The organism is Effusibacillus pohliae DSM 22757 (genome assembly GCF_000376225.1).
GTDB lineage: Bacteria > Bacillota > Bacilli > Tumebacillales > Effusibacillaceae > Effusibacillus > Effusibacillus pohliae.
Genome location: NZ_AQXL01000130.1, coordinates 92,930 through 110,233, shown reverse-complemented (window position 1 = coordinate 110,233; position 17,304 = coordinate 92,930). Strand labels below are relative to the sequence as shown.

The window sequence follows — 17,304 nt, the reverse complement described above, 5'->3', positions numbered from 1 at the left end:
GAACGTCCAAGCCAGCACAACACTCTCGAATAGCGTCCAAGTATCTCATCCTTTCCAAGCAGGGCACAGCCGCCTGACCCAGGGAAATTTGATGGATGTGCTCGTGGCAACAATCATTTGTGCTCAAGGCGGCTGTGGCTAGTTTAAGCCTCGGGGTCGATCCCCCATAAAAAACACAACCTTCCTGTCCTGCTTGGTTTCATATTCGCTTATGGACGCCAAAAAGTAAATCGCTTTGGAGGACATTTTCATAATCATGTTGTGCCCCGCCAGGGGCATGGGGGTTTAAGCAAAAAACGGTCCAGTTGAGCCTCCGGCAGCGGGTACGTCCCTTCCAGTTCAAGCGGGTTCTGTGTGGCCAGCACAAAAAACGGGTTGGGCAGTTGCCTTGTTTGGCCGCCGACAGTCACCGCCGCTTCCTGCATCGCTTCCAACAAGGCGGACTGGGTCTTCGGAGTCGCGCGGTTGATTTCGTCAGCGAGTACCAGATTGCCGTAAATCGGGCCTTGCTGGAACACGAATTGCATGCCTTGCCCCGGCACTTCCCGCAGAATCTCCGTACCGACAATGTCGGCCGGCATCAGGTCGGGTGTGAATTGAATCCTGGAATAGCTCATTTCCATCACTTCCGACAGGGTTCTGACCAACAAGGTTTTGCCCAGACCGGGAATGCCTTCCAATAACGCATGGCCGCCTGCCAGGATGCAGTACAACACCTGTTCCACCACATCTTCCTGGCCGATTACCCGGTTTGCGATTTCCACCCGCATTTGCTGTATTTTTTCACGATATGCTTCCACCATCTCGGCCATTCAATAGCGCCACCTTTCGTAATGCCACCGGCACCTTCGATTCTAAGGAGCGATCTCGGAAAAATAAGTGCGCACCGCTTCCTGTTCGCTTGCCGGCAAATTGCTTCGTTCCACACTTTCTCTCGCGTAATCCGAATACTGCCGATAGACTTCCTCATACGGCCGGGCGACCCCGGGCGTCACTTGGCCGCTGCCGTTGGTCATCCAGCCCGAGCCTTGGTGCAGCGGACCCGATGCATCGTTGCCTTTTTCGCCGATGCCGAATTCACCAGCAGGCACCATTACAAGTTCTCTTCCGCCCTGACCGGTACCCCAGCCGGAACCGCCTGTACCCGCTCCTCTGCCGAAACCGCCCTGTCCGGCACCTTGGCCCTGTCCGGCACCTTGGCCTTGTCCCGCGCCTTGGCCCTGCCCGGCGCCGTCCGCCTGCCCACTGTCGTCCGCGGCGTTGCCGTCAACAGACGCATACGTTCCCGCGCCCAATTCCCCGCCCGCTTTCGCCAGAGCCTTGCCGACACTCCTCAACGCTGCGGCCTGCTGCGTATCGGCATTGGCCAGCATGTCGGCCAAGTCGCCGATTTGATTTTGCATGTCGCTCAAATCGCCGCTGTTTAGGGCATTGGCCGATCGATTCAACGCGTCTTTCATTGCACTATTCGAATTCGCACTGGCCTGAGCTAGCGCATTCGCCAACTGCCGTTTTTGTTCTTCGGTCAATTGTGCGAGTTTGTCTTTCATCTCCAGCAGCGCTTTGCTGATCTCCCGCGCATTCCTGTTCTGCAGCGCGTCGGCCAGCGATTTGCCCGCTTCCGTCTTGGCCAGCGCATCGGCCAATTTTTCCTGATCGGCCAGTTGTTTGCGCTGCTCCTCTTCCAGCGACTTGATTTTGTTTTGTGCTTTTGCCAGCGCCCGTTGCAGATCCTCACGCTGTTTTGCTTCTTTCAGTTCCTGCTGCAACTTTTCGATCACCTCATCGAGCTTCGCCTGATTCGGCTGATTCAGCGCCGCCTGCTGTTTCGCTTGTTCGACCAACTTTTTTGCCTCGGCGGCGATCTTCTCCGCTTCTTTCTTGACTTGGTGCCGCTCAACCGCCACTTGGTCAAGCGGATTCGGAAGATAAACGAGCACCGCGACCGCCAGCAGAGAAGCTGCAATGATCCCTGCCGACTTTCGGGAAACACGGATCGGTACGATCTTTGCCGCATCATCCCGGTGTTTCAGCAGCATTTCGATCGCTTCCTGCCGCTGCAATTTGGCGATCATCGACTGCTCGGAAGCAAAATGCAGCGCGGTCTGCACCCTCTCCGCCAGGCCGTAGCGATCGACCGCCGCCGCCGCTTGCTTGTAAGTCGGCGGGGTGACCAGTCCCCACGCCAAGCCGCAAACACATCCCAGTGCCAGCAACCCGAGGGCGATGCGGAAACTGTAGAGAATTAGGACGAACCGTGCGGCAAGCAGCAGCAGGCAGGCCGCACCCGCACCTGCCAGGATGCCAATGCCACCGGTGTGCAGCGTTCGCTTTGCCCATAACCGCCTTCTCACAGGCAAAAGACCGGTCAACAGCTCCTGCAGGATCATTTTGCCGCCTCTTTTCGTTTGCCAAACGGTAAAATCGGCCGTTTCACAGGCGACACCAGCCGCACGCTAAAGAACAGCAGCAGCGCGGAAAGCGGCATGTACACCAGCAAAAAATACAGCCACGGTTGCATCGGAAGGGGGTTGAGGATCCCGTTCGGGCCTCTCCCTTGTCCCATCATCACGACTTCCGGCTCAACCATGGAGACCAAATTGAGCACCGGGTTGAGCGCAGAAACGTAAAAAATCTCCGGGTGGAGGTTCCACTGCATCCCCGTCAGATTCTGCATTTGCAGATACTGCAGCGTAAAGATGGCGATCAACACAGTCGCTCCCAGCACAAAAAATGTCAACCCATACGCCACCACCGTACTTACGCCTGTCCGTTTAAACCAGCAGGAACAGAACAGCCCGATCGATCCGAACAGCAGGATCACCATCAGATAGAACCCGAACACGCCGAGCAGTTGCTGCGGCGAGATGCCTCCGTACAGATAGACCACCGCATACAGCGGCAGAGTGGAAAACACCAGCAGCGAGACGAAGGAGGTGGAGGACACCAATTTTGACAAAACGATCCTGAACGGCGACAGATGGGTGGTCAGCAGAATATTCAAGGTCTGCCGTTCCCGCTCTCCCGCGATCGCGCCGCCCGTCAGGCCGGGCACAACAAAGCTGATCAGGATCAATTGAAACACCGACAGCATCACAAACAGCTCTTTGCTCTGCCCCGGATTAAAATAGCTGATCCGTGCGAACCGGATGTAGATAAAACCGAATGTGACCGCCCCGATCGCCAGCAGATACAGCACCAGCAGGATCGGCGTTTTCAACGTGCGCATCCTGGACCGGAATTCTTTCACCAAAATCGGGTTCATCAGTCGCAACGACATCCTTCGCATCAGGAACCCACCCCTTTCGTCACAGTCAGGAACACTTCTTCCAGGTTCCCCGCTTCCTGCGTGAAACCAAGCACCGGCAATCCGTTTGCGACAAGCTGGGCCAGCAGTTCCACCTGTCCCTCATCATCTCCCGTAAACGTGACAAGCAGAGAGTTTCCGTCCGTCTCCACCTGCGCAACGTCTTGCGACCGTTCAAGGATCGCTTTTGCAGCCTCCAGCCGATCCAGCAGGCGGATGCGCAAAATCCGGTGGCCGGCCACCTGTGCCGCAATTTGATTAACAGGCGCCACGGCGAGCAGCCGTCCGTGCTCTATAATCCCAATCGTATCGCACATTTCCGCCAGTTCCGGCAAAATATGCGACGAAATGAGAATCGTCTTGCCCATCGTCCGCAATTCCTTGAGGATCTCTTTCATCTCGATCCGCGCCCGCGGATCCAGCCCGGACGCCGGTTCATCGAGAATCAGCACCTGTGGGTCGTGCACCAGACAGCGGGCCAACCCAAGCCGCTGTTTCATTCCGCGCGACAGCGAATCGACATACGAGTCCGCTTTCTGCGTCAGATTGACCAGTTCCAGCAAATCGGCAATCAGCGCGGGCCGTTTTTCAAACGGAATGTTGTACGCTCCCGCGTAGAAATCAAGATACTCGGTCACCGTCAGATTGTCGTAGACGCCGAAAAAATCGGGCATGTAGCCGATCAGCTCCCGCACTTTTGCCGGGTGTTCGACGACATCGAATCCACCGACATACGCGTGGCCGGAAGTCGGCTGGAGCAAAGTGGCCAGGATCGCCATCGTCGTCGATTTGCCGGCCCCGTTTGGGCCCACAAAGCCGAAAATCGAACCGGCCGGGATGTGCAGGTTCAGCTCGTCGACCGCCGTGAATTTGCCAAACCGTTTGCTGAGATTGACCGTTCGAATCATGGGGACACCTTCCCTTCCACACCCACTCCCGGCTGCGGTACCAGTTTGTGACTGGACGAACCGCTCTTCAGCTTGATCCACAAAGTGCCATTGGGCGATACGTATTTTTTCAGATTGTCACCGGTTATCGAGACAGCGTCTTCTTTCTTCACGACCTCCCACTGGTTGGTTTGCCAGTTGAAAAGTTGCTTCTCGTAGGAATCGAAAATCGTTTGGTCAAAATCGGTCGTCACTTTCTCTACGGAAAAATTGGGCGCAAGCTTCACATCATACTGGAACGTGATCGAGCCGCTGTTTTCAAGAACGAACCCATCTGGCTGTTGCAGAACCTGGCCTTCCGTATCAATCGCTTTTGGCCGGATCAACCCCGGGACGGCCTTCCCCTGATCGTAGTTCAGGGACAGATCCTGCCTGACAAGGCTCAGGTAATGATTTTCCTTGATCCTGACGTTTTCGATCGAGTACAGATCGAGCGGGGTGCGGGTGAACGCAAACAACTGCACGGGTGACTGTCCCAATTTCCAGTTAAAAGTGGCATACTCCAGCAAATCTCTGTATTGTTGGTGTTTATCAGGTCCAAACGGTGTAGGTTTCCACGGAAACAATTTTTCAATCAGATTTTGAGGAAAGGGAACGCCGGTGCTCGGGCCGGTTGGCAGCTGTTCGTCAATCTTCACCGTTTCGCCTTGCTTGATGTCATTCAGTTGAATCGGTGTTTTCCCAACAAGCAGAAATACATTTTCCAGGTCAAATTTCGTATTGTTGGCGAGCGTTCCGACCAATTTTCCGGCCTTGTCAACGTGCAAATCGCTTTTTACGGCGCCTTTGTCCTGCAAAGTGCCGTCGACGTAAGTGCTTCTGGTCGACCAATACTCTACGTTGTCATAGACAATCTTCGTTTTATCCCCGTTCAGCAGCACACGGCCGTCGACGGTGCGCATCGATCCCATTGGCCGGACAACCGTCGCTTGCACTCTCTGTGCCAATTGAACCGTATAATCGCCGCCGCGGGTGACAACAAAAGAACCGGCACCTTCGAGTTTTGCCGTTCGTTCCGTTTTCAAATCGATCATCGAAACAAATTGTCCGACCGCTCCGCCTGAGCGTTGGTCGGTATTGATCAGATAGATGCCCAGAGCAAACACGGCGGCGGTTCCGGGGATCAGGAACCAGCCCCATTCACGTTTCTTTACGCGCCGCAGCACAAAAAACATCAAAGGTCCCACAATCAATACGTAACTGCCGAACAATACAATGTTCATAGTCATGGAAGGAGTCAGTGCGTTAAATAACGTAGATGCAAAAACCAGCCTGCTTTTATCCTCGAATCCGGGCGGTCGTATGAGACCTTTGCCCTGGATTGAGCCGCCCTGTGCATTCAGGTTTATGGCGGCGAACGCTTTTCCCCATAGGTCCTTGTTTCCCTGCCAGGAAGCGAGCGGTTCCTCACTTAAATCGTAGGCAGCATACAGGACAGAGCCGGCTCCGATTTGCCGCTTGACAACCAGCGGTAGATTCCCCGTATGAATCAATACCTGGGAATCGGGTTTTAACTGGCCAACGGTTACCGTTAACTTTCCGGCGGGAGGTTGGGCGCCGGTAAAAGACCGCAGTCCGGATAGATCGGATATTTCGGTGGTCCCCGTAACTTGTACCGGAGACAGATCGCCAAACAGGGAACCGCCGCCTGTATAATTAGGCCCGCCGCTTACGAGCAGGCAGCCTCCTTTTTCCACCCACTTGGCAATTGCCTGGATTTGCTCATTCGTCAATTTTTCTTTTGGTGCATGGTTGACCACCAGTAGATCAAGCCCATTCAGCAGCTCGGAGCGATCCGGCAGTTCCTCCGGATTCAGTTGCTGAATGGTCACCTTCCCGCCGACCGAAGGAGCTGTCAGCAGCGAGAAAAATGCAAGGTCATCCTTGTTAGCTGTAATCCCCCCAATCAGCGCCCCCTGCTGGACGGCAGCGGTCGGAACCGAGGAAGTGGATTCCACCTCTTTACCTGCCACATCCAGCAGGCGAACTTCCATCTGGCTCGCGATCAGGGCACCCGGCACGTCCAATCGAAACTTCTTGGAGCTGCCCTGGGGCACCACCACTTCTTTTTCAAACTGGCCGGCAATCAGATTGCCGCCGTCATATTTCGGTTTGACAATCACCCGACCGCTGAAATCCTTTCCTGAATTGTCGATCGTAACCTGAACCGAAGTCCAGGCATCCGGCTTGTATGTACCATCCCACCCCACTTGCACCTGCATGTGCACCGCTTGTTCCGCCCAAACTTCACCCGGTGCGCCGGCCAGCAACGAAACGGTCAGCAGTGCACCAGCGAAGCGTCGAAAGTTACGTTTCCGAATCTTCATTCCCTGCCTCCTTCTGTGGTTCCCCCTATAAGTAAGAAGAAAAAATAAGAAACAGTTACAAAATGGGGGCGCAAAATGGCCTCTACCTTAAAAGACGATCCAACACCGCAAAAAGTTTCACAGAATTCGCAAAGAAGTTCCTGTTTTTACACAAAAAAATCGCAGGTGCCACTGTTACCTGCGATCCCACCGTCCCCTAGCAAGGGACGTTCCGCTGGAGATGACGCTATCACCGGGCATATATGAAGAGGGGGCAGTCCCGATTGCCTGGGACAGCCCCCTCGGGCCCCAATAAGTTCAGTCAGACATGCGGGCCCGTGCGTTTTGCATCGCTTCGCAAATCGCCTCTTTGTCGAGCGACAATTCGGCCAACCCTACCTGTTCCTGATAGACATCCTCCGGCACCAACTGTTTAACCTCGTCTTCCAGAATGTGATAGACGGCGAGTCTCAACGAGACTCCAGCCAACGGACCTGCATAGGTCGGGTCGCCAAGGGTGACCGTTTCCGCGTAAATATCCGCGCTGTCAGCATCCGGCGATCCCAGCAGCACGACGACATTTTCGCGGCCATATTGCTCAACCGCCTGTTTCAGCGCCTCCTGCACCTGCAGATCCATTGCTCCCGCCGCCGTTCAGACAAAGCACTGGGTGTCCATGAACACCACTTCGCCGCCGGCCGCTGTTACGCATTCGGCGACAGCAGGTGCCGGGACCCCGTCTCTTTCCCCTACGACAAACACTTTCTTGCCTTTTAACATGTGCTCTCCTCCCCAACCGGTTTTGGTTAATTTTCACACTCTTTCAAGATGGGCTTGCAGAAATTTCTCAATCTCCTCGATGTCGATGTCTTTGCCACTCAATCTCTCCACTTCTTTTCCCTCCTTGAACAACAGAAATGCCGGCAAGCCAATGACGCGAAGATCGATGCACAACCTGCGATTTTCCGCGCTGTTGAGTTTCACCACCTTTACCTGATCCTGATATTTATTGGCAAGCACTTCGACCTGGGGCAGCAACGCGATGCACGGCTGGCAGGTGGGACCCCAAATGTCGACCAGCACCGGCTTGGCGGATACAAGCACTTCCCCAGCAAAATTGTCCTTGTTCACCTCGATCATTTTACACACCTCCTGTTGGCTTCGATCAGAAACGACATCCCGTCCGACAACTTGGTCATTTTCCCGAGAAACAAGCTCCCTTTCGCAACAAACATCGCATTCCTGATTTCCTTTTGCATGATCATTTCCCGCGCGTGCAGCAGAAACGGGACGGCGGCGGCGATATGTCCCTGCGTCGGTGAAAAACCGGGCATTCCATAAGAGATTTCAAAATCGGAAATTTGCGCCCGATCGATCTCCCCTCGCAACACAGCCATACTGGCAATCGTGCGGTAGTTTGTCCGCGGCACGTTGCCGTTTCCGTTAGGTTCGGTGATTTCCGGGTTGTGCATCTCCACCGCGTATTTGTCCACGTCCACAATCCGCTTGCCAATCCGCTCCAGCGGATCGACGACTAGCGTTTGATATATCGCCTGGGCGGAAGAGCCGGAGGCGATATTGTGTTTGCCTGTGGCATCGAGCCGGATCACCGGGCTTTTTCCGTCGTCTCTGCCCACCAGTATCGCGATCGCTCCTAATTGGTCTTCCAGAATCGGCATGCCGTGTTTCAGATGGCCGGCAAATTTCATGCCCAGTTTGGCCAGGCAACCGCCGCCGATCACCAACACTTCCTTGTACAACCCCGCCTGCACCAAAGCGGCCGCCACGACCACCGCGTGTGTGGGAGCGCAACAGAATGATTTGATGTCGGCGCCGCTGGCGTTGACGCAGCCGGCAAGTTCCGCGATCGATTTCGCCATATTGCCGCCGCCGCGCTGGTAGCGATCCCCGACCGCTTCCTCGTCACACCCGAGCACGTAATCGATCTGTTCGGGGGTGACATCAAACTCCCGCAGCACATGCCGCATCGCGACCAGTCCCGACGCTTTGTTGCACAGATTTTCCAACAGAATCTCCGCCGTCAGGTTGTCGTCTTCCTCATGCCCTTCCAGCACGCAACCGATCAGCTTGGTTTTGGCAACGTAAAGCGCCACCGCTTTGCCGGAGACAACCTTTTCTTCAATCACTCGCCGGCTGACGCCGCTACCGAGCCGCTCCAGGTCGCCGATCCCGATCAACGGATGACGTTCCAGCGTCTGTCTGACTTCCGCCAGGAATTCCTCCTCCAGCAAAACCAGCTCATACTCGTCGGAAATTTTTAACCAGCCGTAAAACTCATCTTCCGGCACGATTTCACCGCTGGAACTGAACCGTTGGGCGGCGGGAATGGCCGCTTGGTACCAGGGGATCTCTATGCCGCGCAGCCTGTTCGGCCGCAGATTGCCGATAAACACCTGGTTGGGCGGATAGGCGACCGCCTGTTCGAAATCCCGCAAGCTGACCAAAATTCTGTCAAGCAGCGCCGCATCTTTTTCAATCTCTCGTACCGGTTTGGAGCCGTGCCGTACCAGACTGGGCGTATGCACAAGCACGGACGACACGCCTTTAATGACAGGTGTAATCATCAGCATCACCTCCTTCTCAATCCACAGTTTTCACGAAATGTTGCGGCTTTCCAGCAGCGACTGTTCCTTGAGCCGTTCGTCCAGTTGCTCCACGTAATGTTGGGCGGACTGGGCGGCCAGGCAGCCGTCCCCGGTCGCCGTGACCACCTGCCGCAACGTTTTTTCTCTCACGTCGCCAGCCGCAAAAATTCCCGGAAGCTTCGTTCGCATCTGCTCGTCGGTCCGGATATATCCGGCGTCGTTGGTGATCCCGAGATGTTTGACGCAGTAGGAGATCGGGTCCATTCCGATATAGATAAACACGCCCTGGCAAGGGTATTCTAACACTTCTCCGGTGACGGTGTTTTGCATCAACACGCCGCTTACCGTGCTGTCCCCGCGGATTTCCAGCACTTGCTGGTTCCAGATAAAATGGATTTTTTCATTCTCGAACGCCCGCTTTTGAATGATTTTCTGCGCCCGCAGGGAATCGCGCCGGTGAATGATCGTCACTTTGCTGGCATACCGGGTCAAAAATACGGCTTCTTCCACCGCCGAATCGCCCCCGCCGACCACCACCAGTTCCATATCGGCAAAAAACGCCCCGTCGCACACGGCACAGTAGGACACACCCCGGCCTGCGAACTCCTTCTCACCCGGCACACCGAGCTTCCGATGCTCCGCTCCGGTCGCTACGATCACCGATTTGGCTTTGTATTCCCAATCGTCCAGCACGACCGACTTGAACGGATAGCCATCCCGGATCTCGCGAATCTGCCCGCGCACATAATCCGCCCCGAATTTTCGGGCGTGGTCAAACATCTTTTGCGACAGTTCCGGACCAAGCACCGATTCATATCCCGGATAGTTTTCGATATCTTCCGTGTTCACCATCTGGCCGCCCGGAGACCCTTTTTCAATCAGCAGCGTCCGCATGTTGGCCCGTGACGTGTAGACGGCCGCTGTCATGCCGGCCGGCCCCGCTCCCGCTATAATCACGTCGTACACCTGTTGCGGGTTCATCCGTGATTCACTCCTTTTCCCGACAAAGTCTGGATCAATCAAATGCGGACTGCAAAAACAGTCGGCTCCTCAATATCGGTCGCCAGGGCTTCCAGCGCCACTCCGACCCGGTGCTTTCGCAATTTCCACTGCTCTTCCGGAGACGCGTGCGGATTTCCGAGCGGGTATGGAATCGCAACGGTCGGCACAATCCGGTTGGCGCCAACCGTTTTCGCGATCGATACCAAATTCGCCATCTGGACGATCGCAATGCCGCTTCGTTCAATTTCCTTCGTAATCGTTGCACCGCAACGAGTACAAGTGCCTCAGGTGGATGTGAGGATCACTGCCGACACGTTGGCATCGCGCAACTGTTGGGCAATTTCCCTGCCCATACGGCTTGCCTCCGCCTGCGTTGTTCCGGTTCCCACCGTGCAGTAGATGTAATCGTGAATCCTGCCGATCTTCCCTTCCCGCTCGTAGTCCCGCAGCGCGTCGAGCGGTACGATAATATTGGGATTGTCGTTTGCAAAGGAAGGATCGAACCCGGCGTGAATCGTCTGCCAGTCGCCATGCTTTAGCGAATCGAGGCCGGCGATGCTGTACTTGCCCCATTTTGTGGCGGATGCTGACTGAATCCGGTCGGGGTTGCCCGCCGGCACAATGCCGCCGGAACTGACCAAGGCGACCGTTGCCTGGCGCAGATCAACCCTCGGCGCGATCGGTGCCCGGTCCACTTTCGGCATCGGCATCTCCGTTACAAACGGTTCGCCGTTCAGTTTTTTCAGGAGCATGTCGACCGCCCGGTCCGCCGCCGGGATCGGCGGGTCGGCAAACGCCTCAAGACGGATGCTGCGTGGAAAATATCCCTCCTGCTTGGCTGGGCCAAGCGTGGCTCCCGTCGCCAGCTTTTTCGCAAACCCAGCCAGCACGGTCAGGTCTTTGCGCATGGCGGCCGCACTGTTGCCGCCGGGGAAAATAAAGAGGTCCTTGCGGAACATTTCGACCGCCGGGTTTTCGACGTGCATGCTTGTGACAGTCGGGACGCCATACCGCTGCTGTACCGCCATGCAGATTTCACCGCAGGCAAATCCATATCTGCCCGCCAAAAAAGCGGGCCCCGCGATGAACAGATCAAACGGTTTGTCAGCCAAGAATCCGAGGATCGTTTCGATTGCGGCCTCTTTTTTCGAGCCGAAAAAGTTGTCGCCACAGATGATCGTATGAGTGACATCAACCTCAGGCGTCAGCAGGTTTTTCAACAACATGCCGGGCCCCACTACCCCCTCCCGAATTTCGGGTGGATGGTCCGCCTTCTCTTCCCCGCCAATTTGTCCAAAAAATTGATTGATATAATGGATCGCCCTTTTCATCCGCTTCACCTCTCAATACTCGACAACCGTTTTGTAGTACTCCCCCGTATTGGCGTCCGCGCAAAAAATTCCATTATTTTCCATCTCAATCGATCCGTCTTCCTTGACGCACCCTTCCCAACCACCGGAGTTGCCGTCCCTTGCCAGCGACTGCAAATCCCCGATCACCGTTTCCATCGGCGGCAACCGCAGAAGCTGCGAAACATTGCCGGTTGAGATGATCGCGTCCGCCTTTTCCGACAGATCGACCAGCGGCTGCGAGCGGCCGTCGCGGCCCGTGCATTCATTGGTGATGCCAACCACTTTGATTCCCGCATCCTCCAGCTCGTTGATCACGGCGATAAAATCGGCGTCCGGATTCCCATATCCCTCCTCGCAAACGATCGCCCCCTGCGCTCCCAGCATCGTTGCCAACTGGCGGACAACCAGGGCCGAGCGGAGCTTTTCCTGCAACTGCACATTCAGGTTTGACACGATTACGCCCAGGAATTGGATCGTTTTTCCATGCTCTTTCATCAACCGCTTGATCGTTGCGTTATTGACATGCTGGTAGGTCGATATTTTGGACGAAGACGGCATGAAACTGCCAGATACGACAGCGCCGTCCAACAGCTCGTTCGGGTGCATCAAGGTCGGCAGCATGTGATTGGCATCCCACCCGTACACCAGCGCATTGTACCCTTCTTCAAGCATTTGCGATTGCAGTTGTAGTACATACACCACACCGGGTAGCCGCTGCAATTCCTCCCCCCGTTGGGCAAGCGGCGGCAATTCATACGTCTCCACCTCCTCCGGTTCCAAATCCTGCACGCACTGTCCGATGTATTCGGCAAGCCGCATGCCGGCCCAGCGAAGCGCCCTATTTTTCTTTTGCTGTTCATGCCGTTCAAACGCTTCGTCCGTGTCGGCGACCAAACAGATGTTGATCAATTGCGAAAATATTGTCTGTTTGGCTCCCGGCCCGCTCATGTCGATCAAACCATCCTGGAACCCTCCCCATCGCTTGCCGACCGCCAATACGCAACTGCCTTTTAACGCGTGCGTTCGCCCGTTGCCGGCAGGAACCAGTTTGTTGAGCACCCCCGGAAACAAAACCCCGCCTGACACCTTGCAGCGCGGTTCGATCGCCTCTTTGACCGGCGTAATCCGTATCCGGTCACCGGGCTTGGCGATGACGATGTCCACATCGGTGATATGTTCGTCCTCGCGCACAACCCGGATCGACTCTTCCTTGTCGATCGTCAGAACGCCGTTTTGGTAAGCGGTTTTGGCTCCAAACACCACGTCCCGCACATAAAAATTGCCGATTTCCAACCGCATTTGCAACTTCCCCCCTCCGGTCGCTTTCTCAACTTTCGTAATCATGATTATATTATAATCTCGATCATAAAATTTGTGAAGCATGTTTTTTTGTTTTTTTTAAAATACTTGTTCTACAATCGCGATCATATTATAATAATAATTTAAATATTCATAAAAAATTAGGGTGTGACCTTGCTTTGCTGACATGTAACGTTGCACAGGCAACAAGCTGCGGAAACAGACCTGTTATCGAAAGCCGGGTCGATTCGCAAAGTTCTGCGAACACCGAATGGAGGAGATTTCATTGTTGAAAAAGTGAACAGTTTTCGCTGTTTCCCTGCTGCTCACCCGGCCCGATAAGCGCGGCCCTCATTTCATCGGCCGCCGCGGCGGCACCGGTTTCGGAGCACTGTCATGATTGGGCAGTGCTCTTTTTTTACCTGAATTGAGTAGGAGGGGGCGGCTAACCCCCGTCCTCTCCCACCACCTAGCATGCGGGTCCGCACTAGGCGGTTCTCGCCAACCTTGACGAAACTCGAAATACCTCTGAGTTAAGCTCTTGAGCCCTACGACGGACACCCTTGCTTTTGGCTAACGGTAGGCGCTCGCCAGCCCCCGTTCGGGACTTTCACCCTATAGATGAACGCCCATGCTGGGCGCACAAAAACGTGTTCGACCGGGCCCCGCAAGGAGCCGGTCGAACACTGGCAGACATCTCAATCGGCGGGCAATTTCAAACCGTGCACGGTTCGAGATTGAAGCAGCGGCGGTAGATCCACTCGTATCCCTTCACATTGATGTCCCGGGGATTTCCAACTGTTTGTGGGTCGTGGAAAGCGGCTTCAGCCAGCTCCGGAATCATGTCCGCCGGCACTCCCTGCTCCTCCAGGCTTGGGATCTGCACGTCCTGCACCAGTTGATACACCGCGCGCACCGCCGCTTTCGCCGCTTCCTCGACGCTCATTCCATGGATGTTGACACCCAAAGCCTGGGCGATGCGGGCGAATTTTTCCGGTTCTCCCATCCAGTTGTATTCCATCACCGGCCCCAGCATGGCCGCCACACACTCGCCGTGTGCAACCGGAATGATCCCGCCCAGCGTCTGCGCCATCGCATGGGCCGCTCCGGCCGATTCGCTGCCGTACGACAACCCGGCCAGCATCGCCGCTTTGGCCATGCCGTAACGCGCTTCAATGTCCTGCCCGTTCGCATATGCACGGCGCAAATATTTGGCGATATACTCCATCGCCAATAAAGCCACCGCATCGGTCATCGGTTGCGCATAGTGGCATGTATAGCACTCGATCGCGTGCGACAACGCATCGATTCCGGTGGCTGCCGTAATACGCGGAGGCATCGAGAGATGCAGTTCGGGATCGATAATCGTTAGATGAGCGGCAATCAGCGGACCGCCCACGTTGAATTTGAATTTGCGGTAGGGATCGGTGATCACCGCCCACTGTGTGACTTCACTGCCGGTTCCCGCGGTGGTCGGAATGGTGGTCAGCGGCGGAATCCGTTTTGCAAGCGGTTTCTTGCCTTCCGCCGCTTCATAATTCAGCACCGGTTCCCCATGCACCACCTCGACGCCGATCGCTTTCGCCGTATCCATCGAACTGCCGCCGCCTACCGCCACCAGTCCGTCGCATTTGTTGGCCAGATACATCTCCGTTCCTTTCGCAACGACATGAATCGAAGGGTTCGGTTCTACTTCGTCGAAGATCACCACATCGATTTTCGCTTCCTGCAGGCTGTTCAGAACAGGCTGGATGAGCCCCGCCTTGCGGACGCCCGGATCGGTGACAAGCAGCACTTTCGAACCCCCCAGTTGTTTCACCTCTTCCCCGGTGTGCCTGACCGCCCCAATCCCGTGTTTGACAACTGTCGGCATCTCAAAACTTCTGAATCTTCCCATCCGTTCAAACCTCATAAACATCGAACCGTTCCTCCCTTTGCAATTTTTTTATTTGAACCATCCCATCGGTTTGGGATCCAGATTCATGTACACATGTTTGATTTCCGTATACTCTTCCAATCCGACATGGCACAATTCCCGCCCGATGCCGGACTGTTTGTACCCTCCCCACGGTGCTTGCGGGAAATAGGGGTGGTAATCGTTGATCCAAACCGTCCCCATCCGCATCTGTCGGGCGACGCGTTCCGCCCGGTTCATATCCTGAGTCCAGACTGCTCCCGCCAAACCGTAAATCGTGTCGTTCGCAAGCTTTACCGCCGCTTCCTCCGTGTCGAATGTTTCAACTGTGAGAACCGGCCCAAACGATTCTTCCTGCACGATCCGCATCTTCGAATGGCAATTGGTGAAAATGGTAGGTTCAATAAAAAATCCTTTTTGCAGTTCGGGATCACGGGGCCGCTTGCCTCCCAAAACCAACTTGGCCCCTTCCTGGATGCCCGTCTGGATGTATTGTTCGATACTCGCCAGATGTTCGGCCGAAATCACGGGCCCCATTTGCGTTTTTTCCTCAAACCCGTTCCCAAGCCGGATCTGTTTCGCCTGCTCCACCACCGCTTCGACAAACCGGTCGTGGACGGACGATTGGACAAGCAACCGCGCGCCCGCCGAACAAACCTGTCCGGCATGGAAAAATACGGCGTTCAGCGCATAGTCCACTGCCGTCTCAAAATCGGCGTCCGCAAACACGATGTTGGGGTTTTTGCCGCCCAACTCAAGCGATATTTTCTTGAAATTGCCGGCCGCCGCCCGCATAATCTGGCGTCCTGCCACCCCGCCGCCGGTGAAGGAGATCAGATCGACATCGTGATTTTCGGCGATCTCCTGTCCGACCGTTGAACCGGGCCCCAGCACCACGTTCACAACGCCGGGAGGGAACCCAACCTCCTCAAAAATTTCGGCCATTTTCAGTGTGGTCAGCGGGGTGATCTCACTCGGTTTGACGACTACCGTGTTGCCCGCCGCCAATGCCGGTGCGAGTTTCCAGGACGCTTGCAACAAAGGATAGTTCCAAGGCGTAATCTGCCCACACACGCCAACCGGTTCCCGCACCATCCGGCTGCTGGAATTCGGGATCGGCGATTCGATGATCATTCCCCCGTCCTTGTCTGCTAATCCCGCATAATACCGGAACACCGCTGCGATTCCGTCCATGTCCGCCAGGCTTTCGGTCAGCGTTTTTCCCGTGTTCAACGTTTCCAGTTCGGCCAGCTCTTGCTTGTACTTCCTGATTTTTCCCGCAACTTGAAACAGCATGTCGGCCCTTTCTGGAGCGGTGACCTTCCGCCATTCCCCTTCGTCAAACGCCTTTCGGGCGGCGCGAATCGCATCGCGGGCGTCTTCCCGGTCACCCCGCGGAACAACGGCAATCACCTCCTGGTTGTAAGGATTGATGATCTCCTTCGTTTCGCCGGAACGGGCAGCCACCCATTTTCCGTCGATATACATCTTTCGCAATTCCAATCCCTCCTGACTGTTTTGTTTATATCAAATATTTGAAACTATCTGAATTATATCATCGCGATTACATAGTAGTCAATATCGTATTTATCTGAATTTTTGTAATTGACATACCTCGCCGTTTTGGTATAGTAATCTTAAACTTCGTTCAAAACAAACCGAAGAGGTGAAACATTCTGAACGCACATTCCAAACTCATATCCGCAACTGTCAAAACCGAGACTGAACCGGAGTATCGCGATTTGCTGGAACTGGCAGAAGCAATCGTGATCGACGCGATCGCCGCCACGATGGATTTATACGGTGTGACCCCTTCGGTGGGAAGGCTGTACGGGGTGATGTATTTCAGCGACAAACCGATGTCGCTCGATGAGATGAGCAAAAAAATGGGAATGAGCAAACCTTCCATGAGCACAGGCATCCATTCGCTGCTGGAGATCGACATGGTGCAAAAAGTGTGGCAAAAAGGCGTTCGCAAGGATTTGTACGAGGCAGAAAAAGATTTCTTCAAATCTTTCGTCTCATTTTTCTGTAAAAAATGGAACCGGGAGATCACCGTCAATCTGGAAGCGATCGAGCAGTCTGAGAAAATCCTCGCCCGCTTGCTCGTCGATCCGAACACTCCCGAACCGGTTCGTTCGAAAGCGCAGCAGGACCTGTTGCTGATCGAAGAATCGAAGCAATATTATGAATGGCTGCGCAAATTGGTCGCTGTGATCAAAAACAGAAAAATATTTGAACTGCTCGAAACGTTCTCCCCGGGCGATTGACGAACCGAACGGGAAAGAGGGTCGCTCGTTCGATTCGTTCATCCTATTCTGCAAACCTGTTGTCTAAAAGAGGGTGATTTGATCGTAAAAGTTCCCTATTGCACCTGACTGCGGAAAGGAGGTGAGGAACCGTTTGCGTCAAAAAAAAGGCCGAATGTGACAGTGCCGGTCGTCCACTCCAGGCGTGTCACACTCAGCCGGTCGCCGCTTGAAAAGAGCAGGCTCTTTTCAAGTGCATACAAACAGTTTACCATACATCCCCGATTGTTTGATGGACTGCTTTTCGATTAACCCTGATTT

At 54.9% G+C, this 17,304-nt stretch carries 13 protein-coding genes and 1 pseudogene; 1 reads left to right on the top strand and 13 read right to left on the bottom strand.

Annotated elements, in window-relative coordinates:
- Positions 1 to 284: 284 nt before the first annotated feature.
- The 13 genes and pseudogenes from C230_RS20600 to betB form a co-directional block, all read right to left on the bottom strand.
- Positions 285 to 803 (bottom strand): annotated as a pseudogene (locus tag C230_RS20600) (AAA family ATPase); the annotation flags it as partial.
- A 51-nt stretch (positions 804 to 854) separates the two neighbouring features.
- Positions 855 to 2,390, bottom strand: a complete 1,536-nt coding sequence (locus C230_RS20595; protein ID WP_018132811.1) for a coiled-coil domain-containing protein — start codon at positions 2,388 to 2,390, stop codon at positions 855 to 857.
- Positions 2,387 to 3,289, bottom strand: a complete 903-nt coding sequence (locus C230_RS20590) for an ABC transporter permease (RefSeq protein WP_018132810.1) — start codon at positions 3,287 to 3,289, stop codon at positions 2,387 to 2,389. Before C230_RS20590 ends, C230_RS20595 begins: the two co-directional genes overlap by 4 nt.
- Complete coding sequence (locus C230_RS0114685) at positions 3,289 to 4,215, bottom strand: ABC transporter ATP-binding protein (RefSeq protein WP_018132809.1); 927 nt, start codon at positions 4,213 to 4,215, stop codon at positions 3,289 to 3,291. Before C230_RS0114685 ends, C230_RS20590 begins: the two co-directional genes overlap by 1 nt.
- On the bottom strand, positions 4,212 to 6,581 hold the full coding sequence (locus C230_RS0114680; RefSeq protein ID WP_018132808.1) for a DUF7408 domain-containing protein: 2,370 nt from the start codon (positions 6,579 to 6,581) through the stop codon (positions 4,212 to 4,214). The genes C230_RS0114685 and C230_RS0114680 overlap by 4 nt, the downstream gene beginning before the upstream one ends.
- A 297-nt stretch (positions 6,582 to 6,878) precedes the next feature.
- Positions 6,879 to 7,340, bottom strand: a complete 462-nt coding sequence (gene grdA / locus C230_RS0114675) for a glycine/sarcosine/betaine reductase complex selenoprotein A (RefSeq protein ID WP_083910604.1) — start codon at positions 7,338 to 7,340, stop codon at positions 6,879 to 6,881.
- Positions 7,341 to 7,373: 33 nt separating this feature from the next.
- Positions 7,374 to 7,700, bottom strand: a complete 327-nt coding sequence (locus C230_RS0114665; RefSeq protein ID WP_018132805.1) for a thioredoxin family protein — start codon at positions 7,698 to 7,700, stop codon at positions 7,374 to 7,376.
- Positions 7,697 to 9,145, bottom strand: coding sequence for a glycine/sarcosine/betaine reductase complex component C subunit beta (grdC, locus tag C230_RS0114660; RefSeq protein WP_018132804.1), 1,449 nt, complete (start codon positions 9,143 to 9,145; stop codon positions 7,697 to 7,699). The genes C230_RS0114665 and grdC overlap by 4 nt, the downstream gene beginning before the upstream one ends.
- 30 nt (positions 9,146 to 9,175) lie before the next feature.
- Positions 9,176 to 10,147, bottom strand: a complete 972-nt coding sequence (gene trxB / locus C230_RS0114655) for a thioredoxin-disulfide reductase (protein ID WP_018132803.1) — start codon at positions 10,145 to 10,147, stop codon at positions 9,176 to 9,178.
- 38 nt (positions 10,148 to 10,185) lie between these two features.
- Positions 10,186 to 11,499, bottom strand: coding sequence for a glycine/betaine/sarcosine/D-proline family reductase selenoprotein B (locus C230_RS0114645; RefSeq protein ID WP_083910603.1), 1,314 nt, complete (start codon positions 11,497 to 11,499; stop codon positions 10,186 to 10,188).
- Between the two features lie 12 nt (positions 11,500 to 11,511).
- Positions 11,512 to 12,819 carry a glycine/sarcosine/betaine reductase component B subunit gene (locus C230_RS0114640; RefSeq protein ID WP_018132800.1) on the bottom strand — a complete coding sequence of 436 codons (1,308 nt, stop codon included), beginning with the start codon at positions 12,817 to 12,819 and terminating at the stop codon, positions 11,512 to 11,514.
- Between the two features lie 715 nt (positions 12,820 to 13,534).
- The gene (locus tag C230_RS0114635; RefSeq protein ID WP_018132799.1) at positions 13,535 to 14,737 is read right to left on the bottom strand and encodes an iron-containing alcohol dehydrogenase; all 1,203 of its coding nucleotides are present in this window, start codon (positions 14,735 to 14,737) and stop codon (positions 13,535 to 13,537) included.
- Between the two features lie 27 nt (positions 14,738 to 14,764).
- Positions 14,765 to 16,222 carry a betaine-aldehyde dehydrogenase gene (betB, locus tag C230_RS0114630; protein ID WP_040393717.1) on the bottom strand — a complete coding sequence of 486 codons (1,458 nt, stop codon included), beginning with the start codon at positions 16,220 to 16,222 and terminating at the stop codon, positions 14,765 to 14,767.
- A gap of 254 nt (positions 16,223 to 16,476) precedes the next feature.
- On the opposite strand from betB, the gene cudC reads away from it, so the two are divergent.
- A complete protein-coding gene (gene cudC / locus C230_RS0114625; protein ID WP_018132797.1) occupies positions 16,477 to 17,004 on the top strand; it encodes a choline uptake/conversion transcriptional regulator CudC in 528 nt (175 codons plus the stop codon).
- The last annotated feature ends 300 nt before the right edge of the window (positions 17,005 to 17,304 follow it).

Bases quoted from the DNA above. Each gene is read 5' to 3' on its own strand.
- C230_RS20595 (WP_018132811.1), bottom strand. From the start codon at position 2,390: ATGATCCTGCAGGAGCTGTTGACCGGTCTTTTGCCTGTGAGAAGGCGG.
- C230_RS20590 (WP_018132810.1), bottom strand. From the start codon at position 3,289: ATGCGAAGGATGTCGTTGCGACTGATGAACCCGATTTTGGTGAAAGAA.
- C230_RS0114685 (WP_018132809.1), bottom strand. From the start codon at position 4,215: ATGATTCGAACGGTCAATCTCAGCAAACGGTTTGGCAAATTCACGGCG.
- C230_RS0114680 (WP_018132808.1), bottom strand. From the start codon at position 6,581: ATGAAGATTCGGAAACGTAACTTTCGACGCTTCGCTGGTGCACTGCTG.
- C230_RS0114665 (WP_018132805.1), bottom strand. From the start codon at position 7,700: ATGATCGAGGTGAACAAGGACAATTTTGCTGGGGAAGTGCTTGTATCC.
- grdC (WP_018132804.1), bottom strand. From the start codon at position 9,145: ATGATTACACCTGTCATTAAAGGCGTGTCGTCCGTGCTTGTGCATACG.
- trxB (WP_018132803.1), bottom strand. From the start codon at position 10,147: ATGAACCCGCAACAGGTGTACGACGTGATTATAGCGGGAGCGGGGCCG.
- C230_RS0114640 (WP_018132800.1), bottom strand. From the start codon at position 12,819: ATGCGGTTGGAAATCGGCAATTTTTATGTGCGGGACGTGGTGTTTGGA.
- C230_RS0114635 (WP_018132799.1), bottom strand. From the start codon at position 14,737: ATGTTTATGAGGTTTGAACGGATGGGAAGATTCAGAAGTTTTGAGATG.
- betB (WP_040393717.1), bottom strand. From the start codon at position 16,222: ATGTATATCGACGGAAAATGGGTGGCTGCCCGTTCCGGCGAAACGAAG.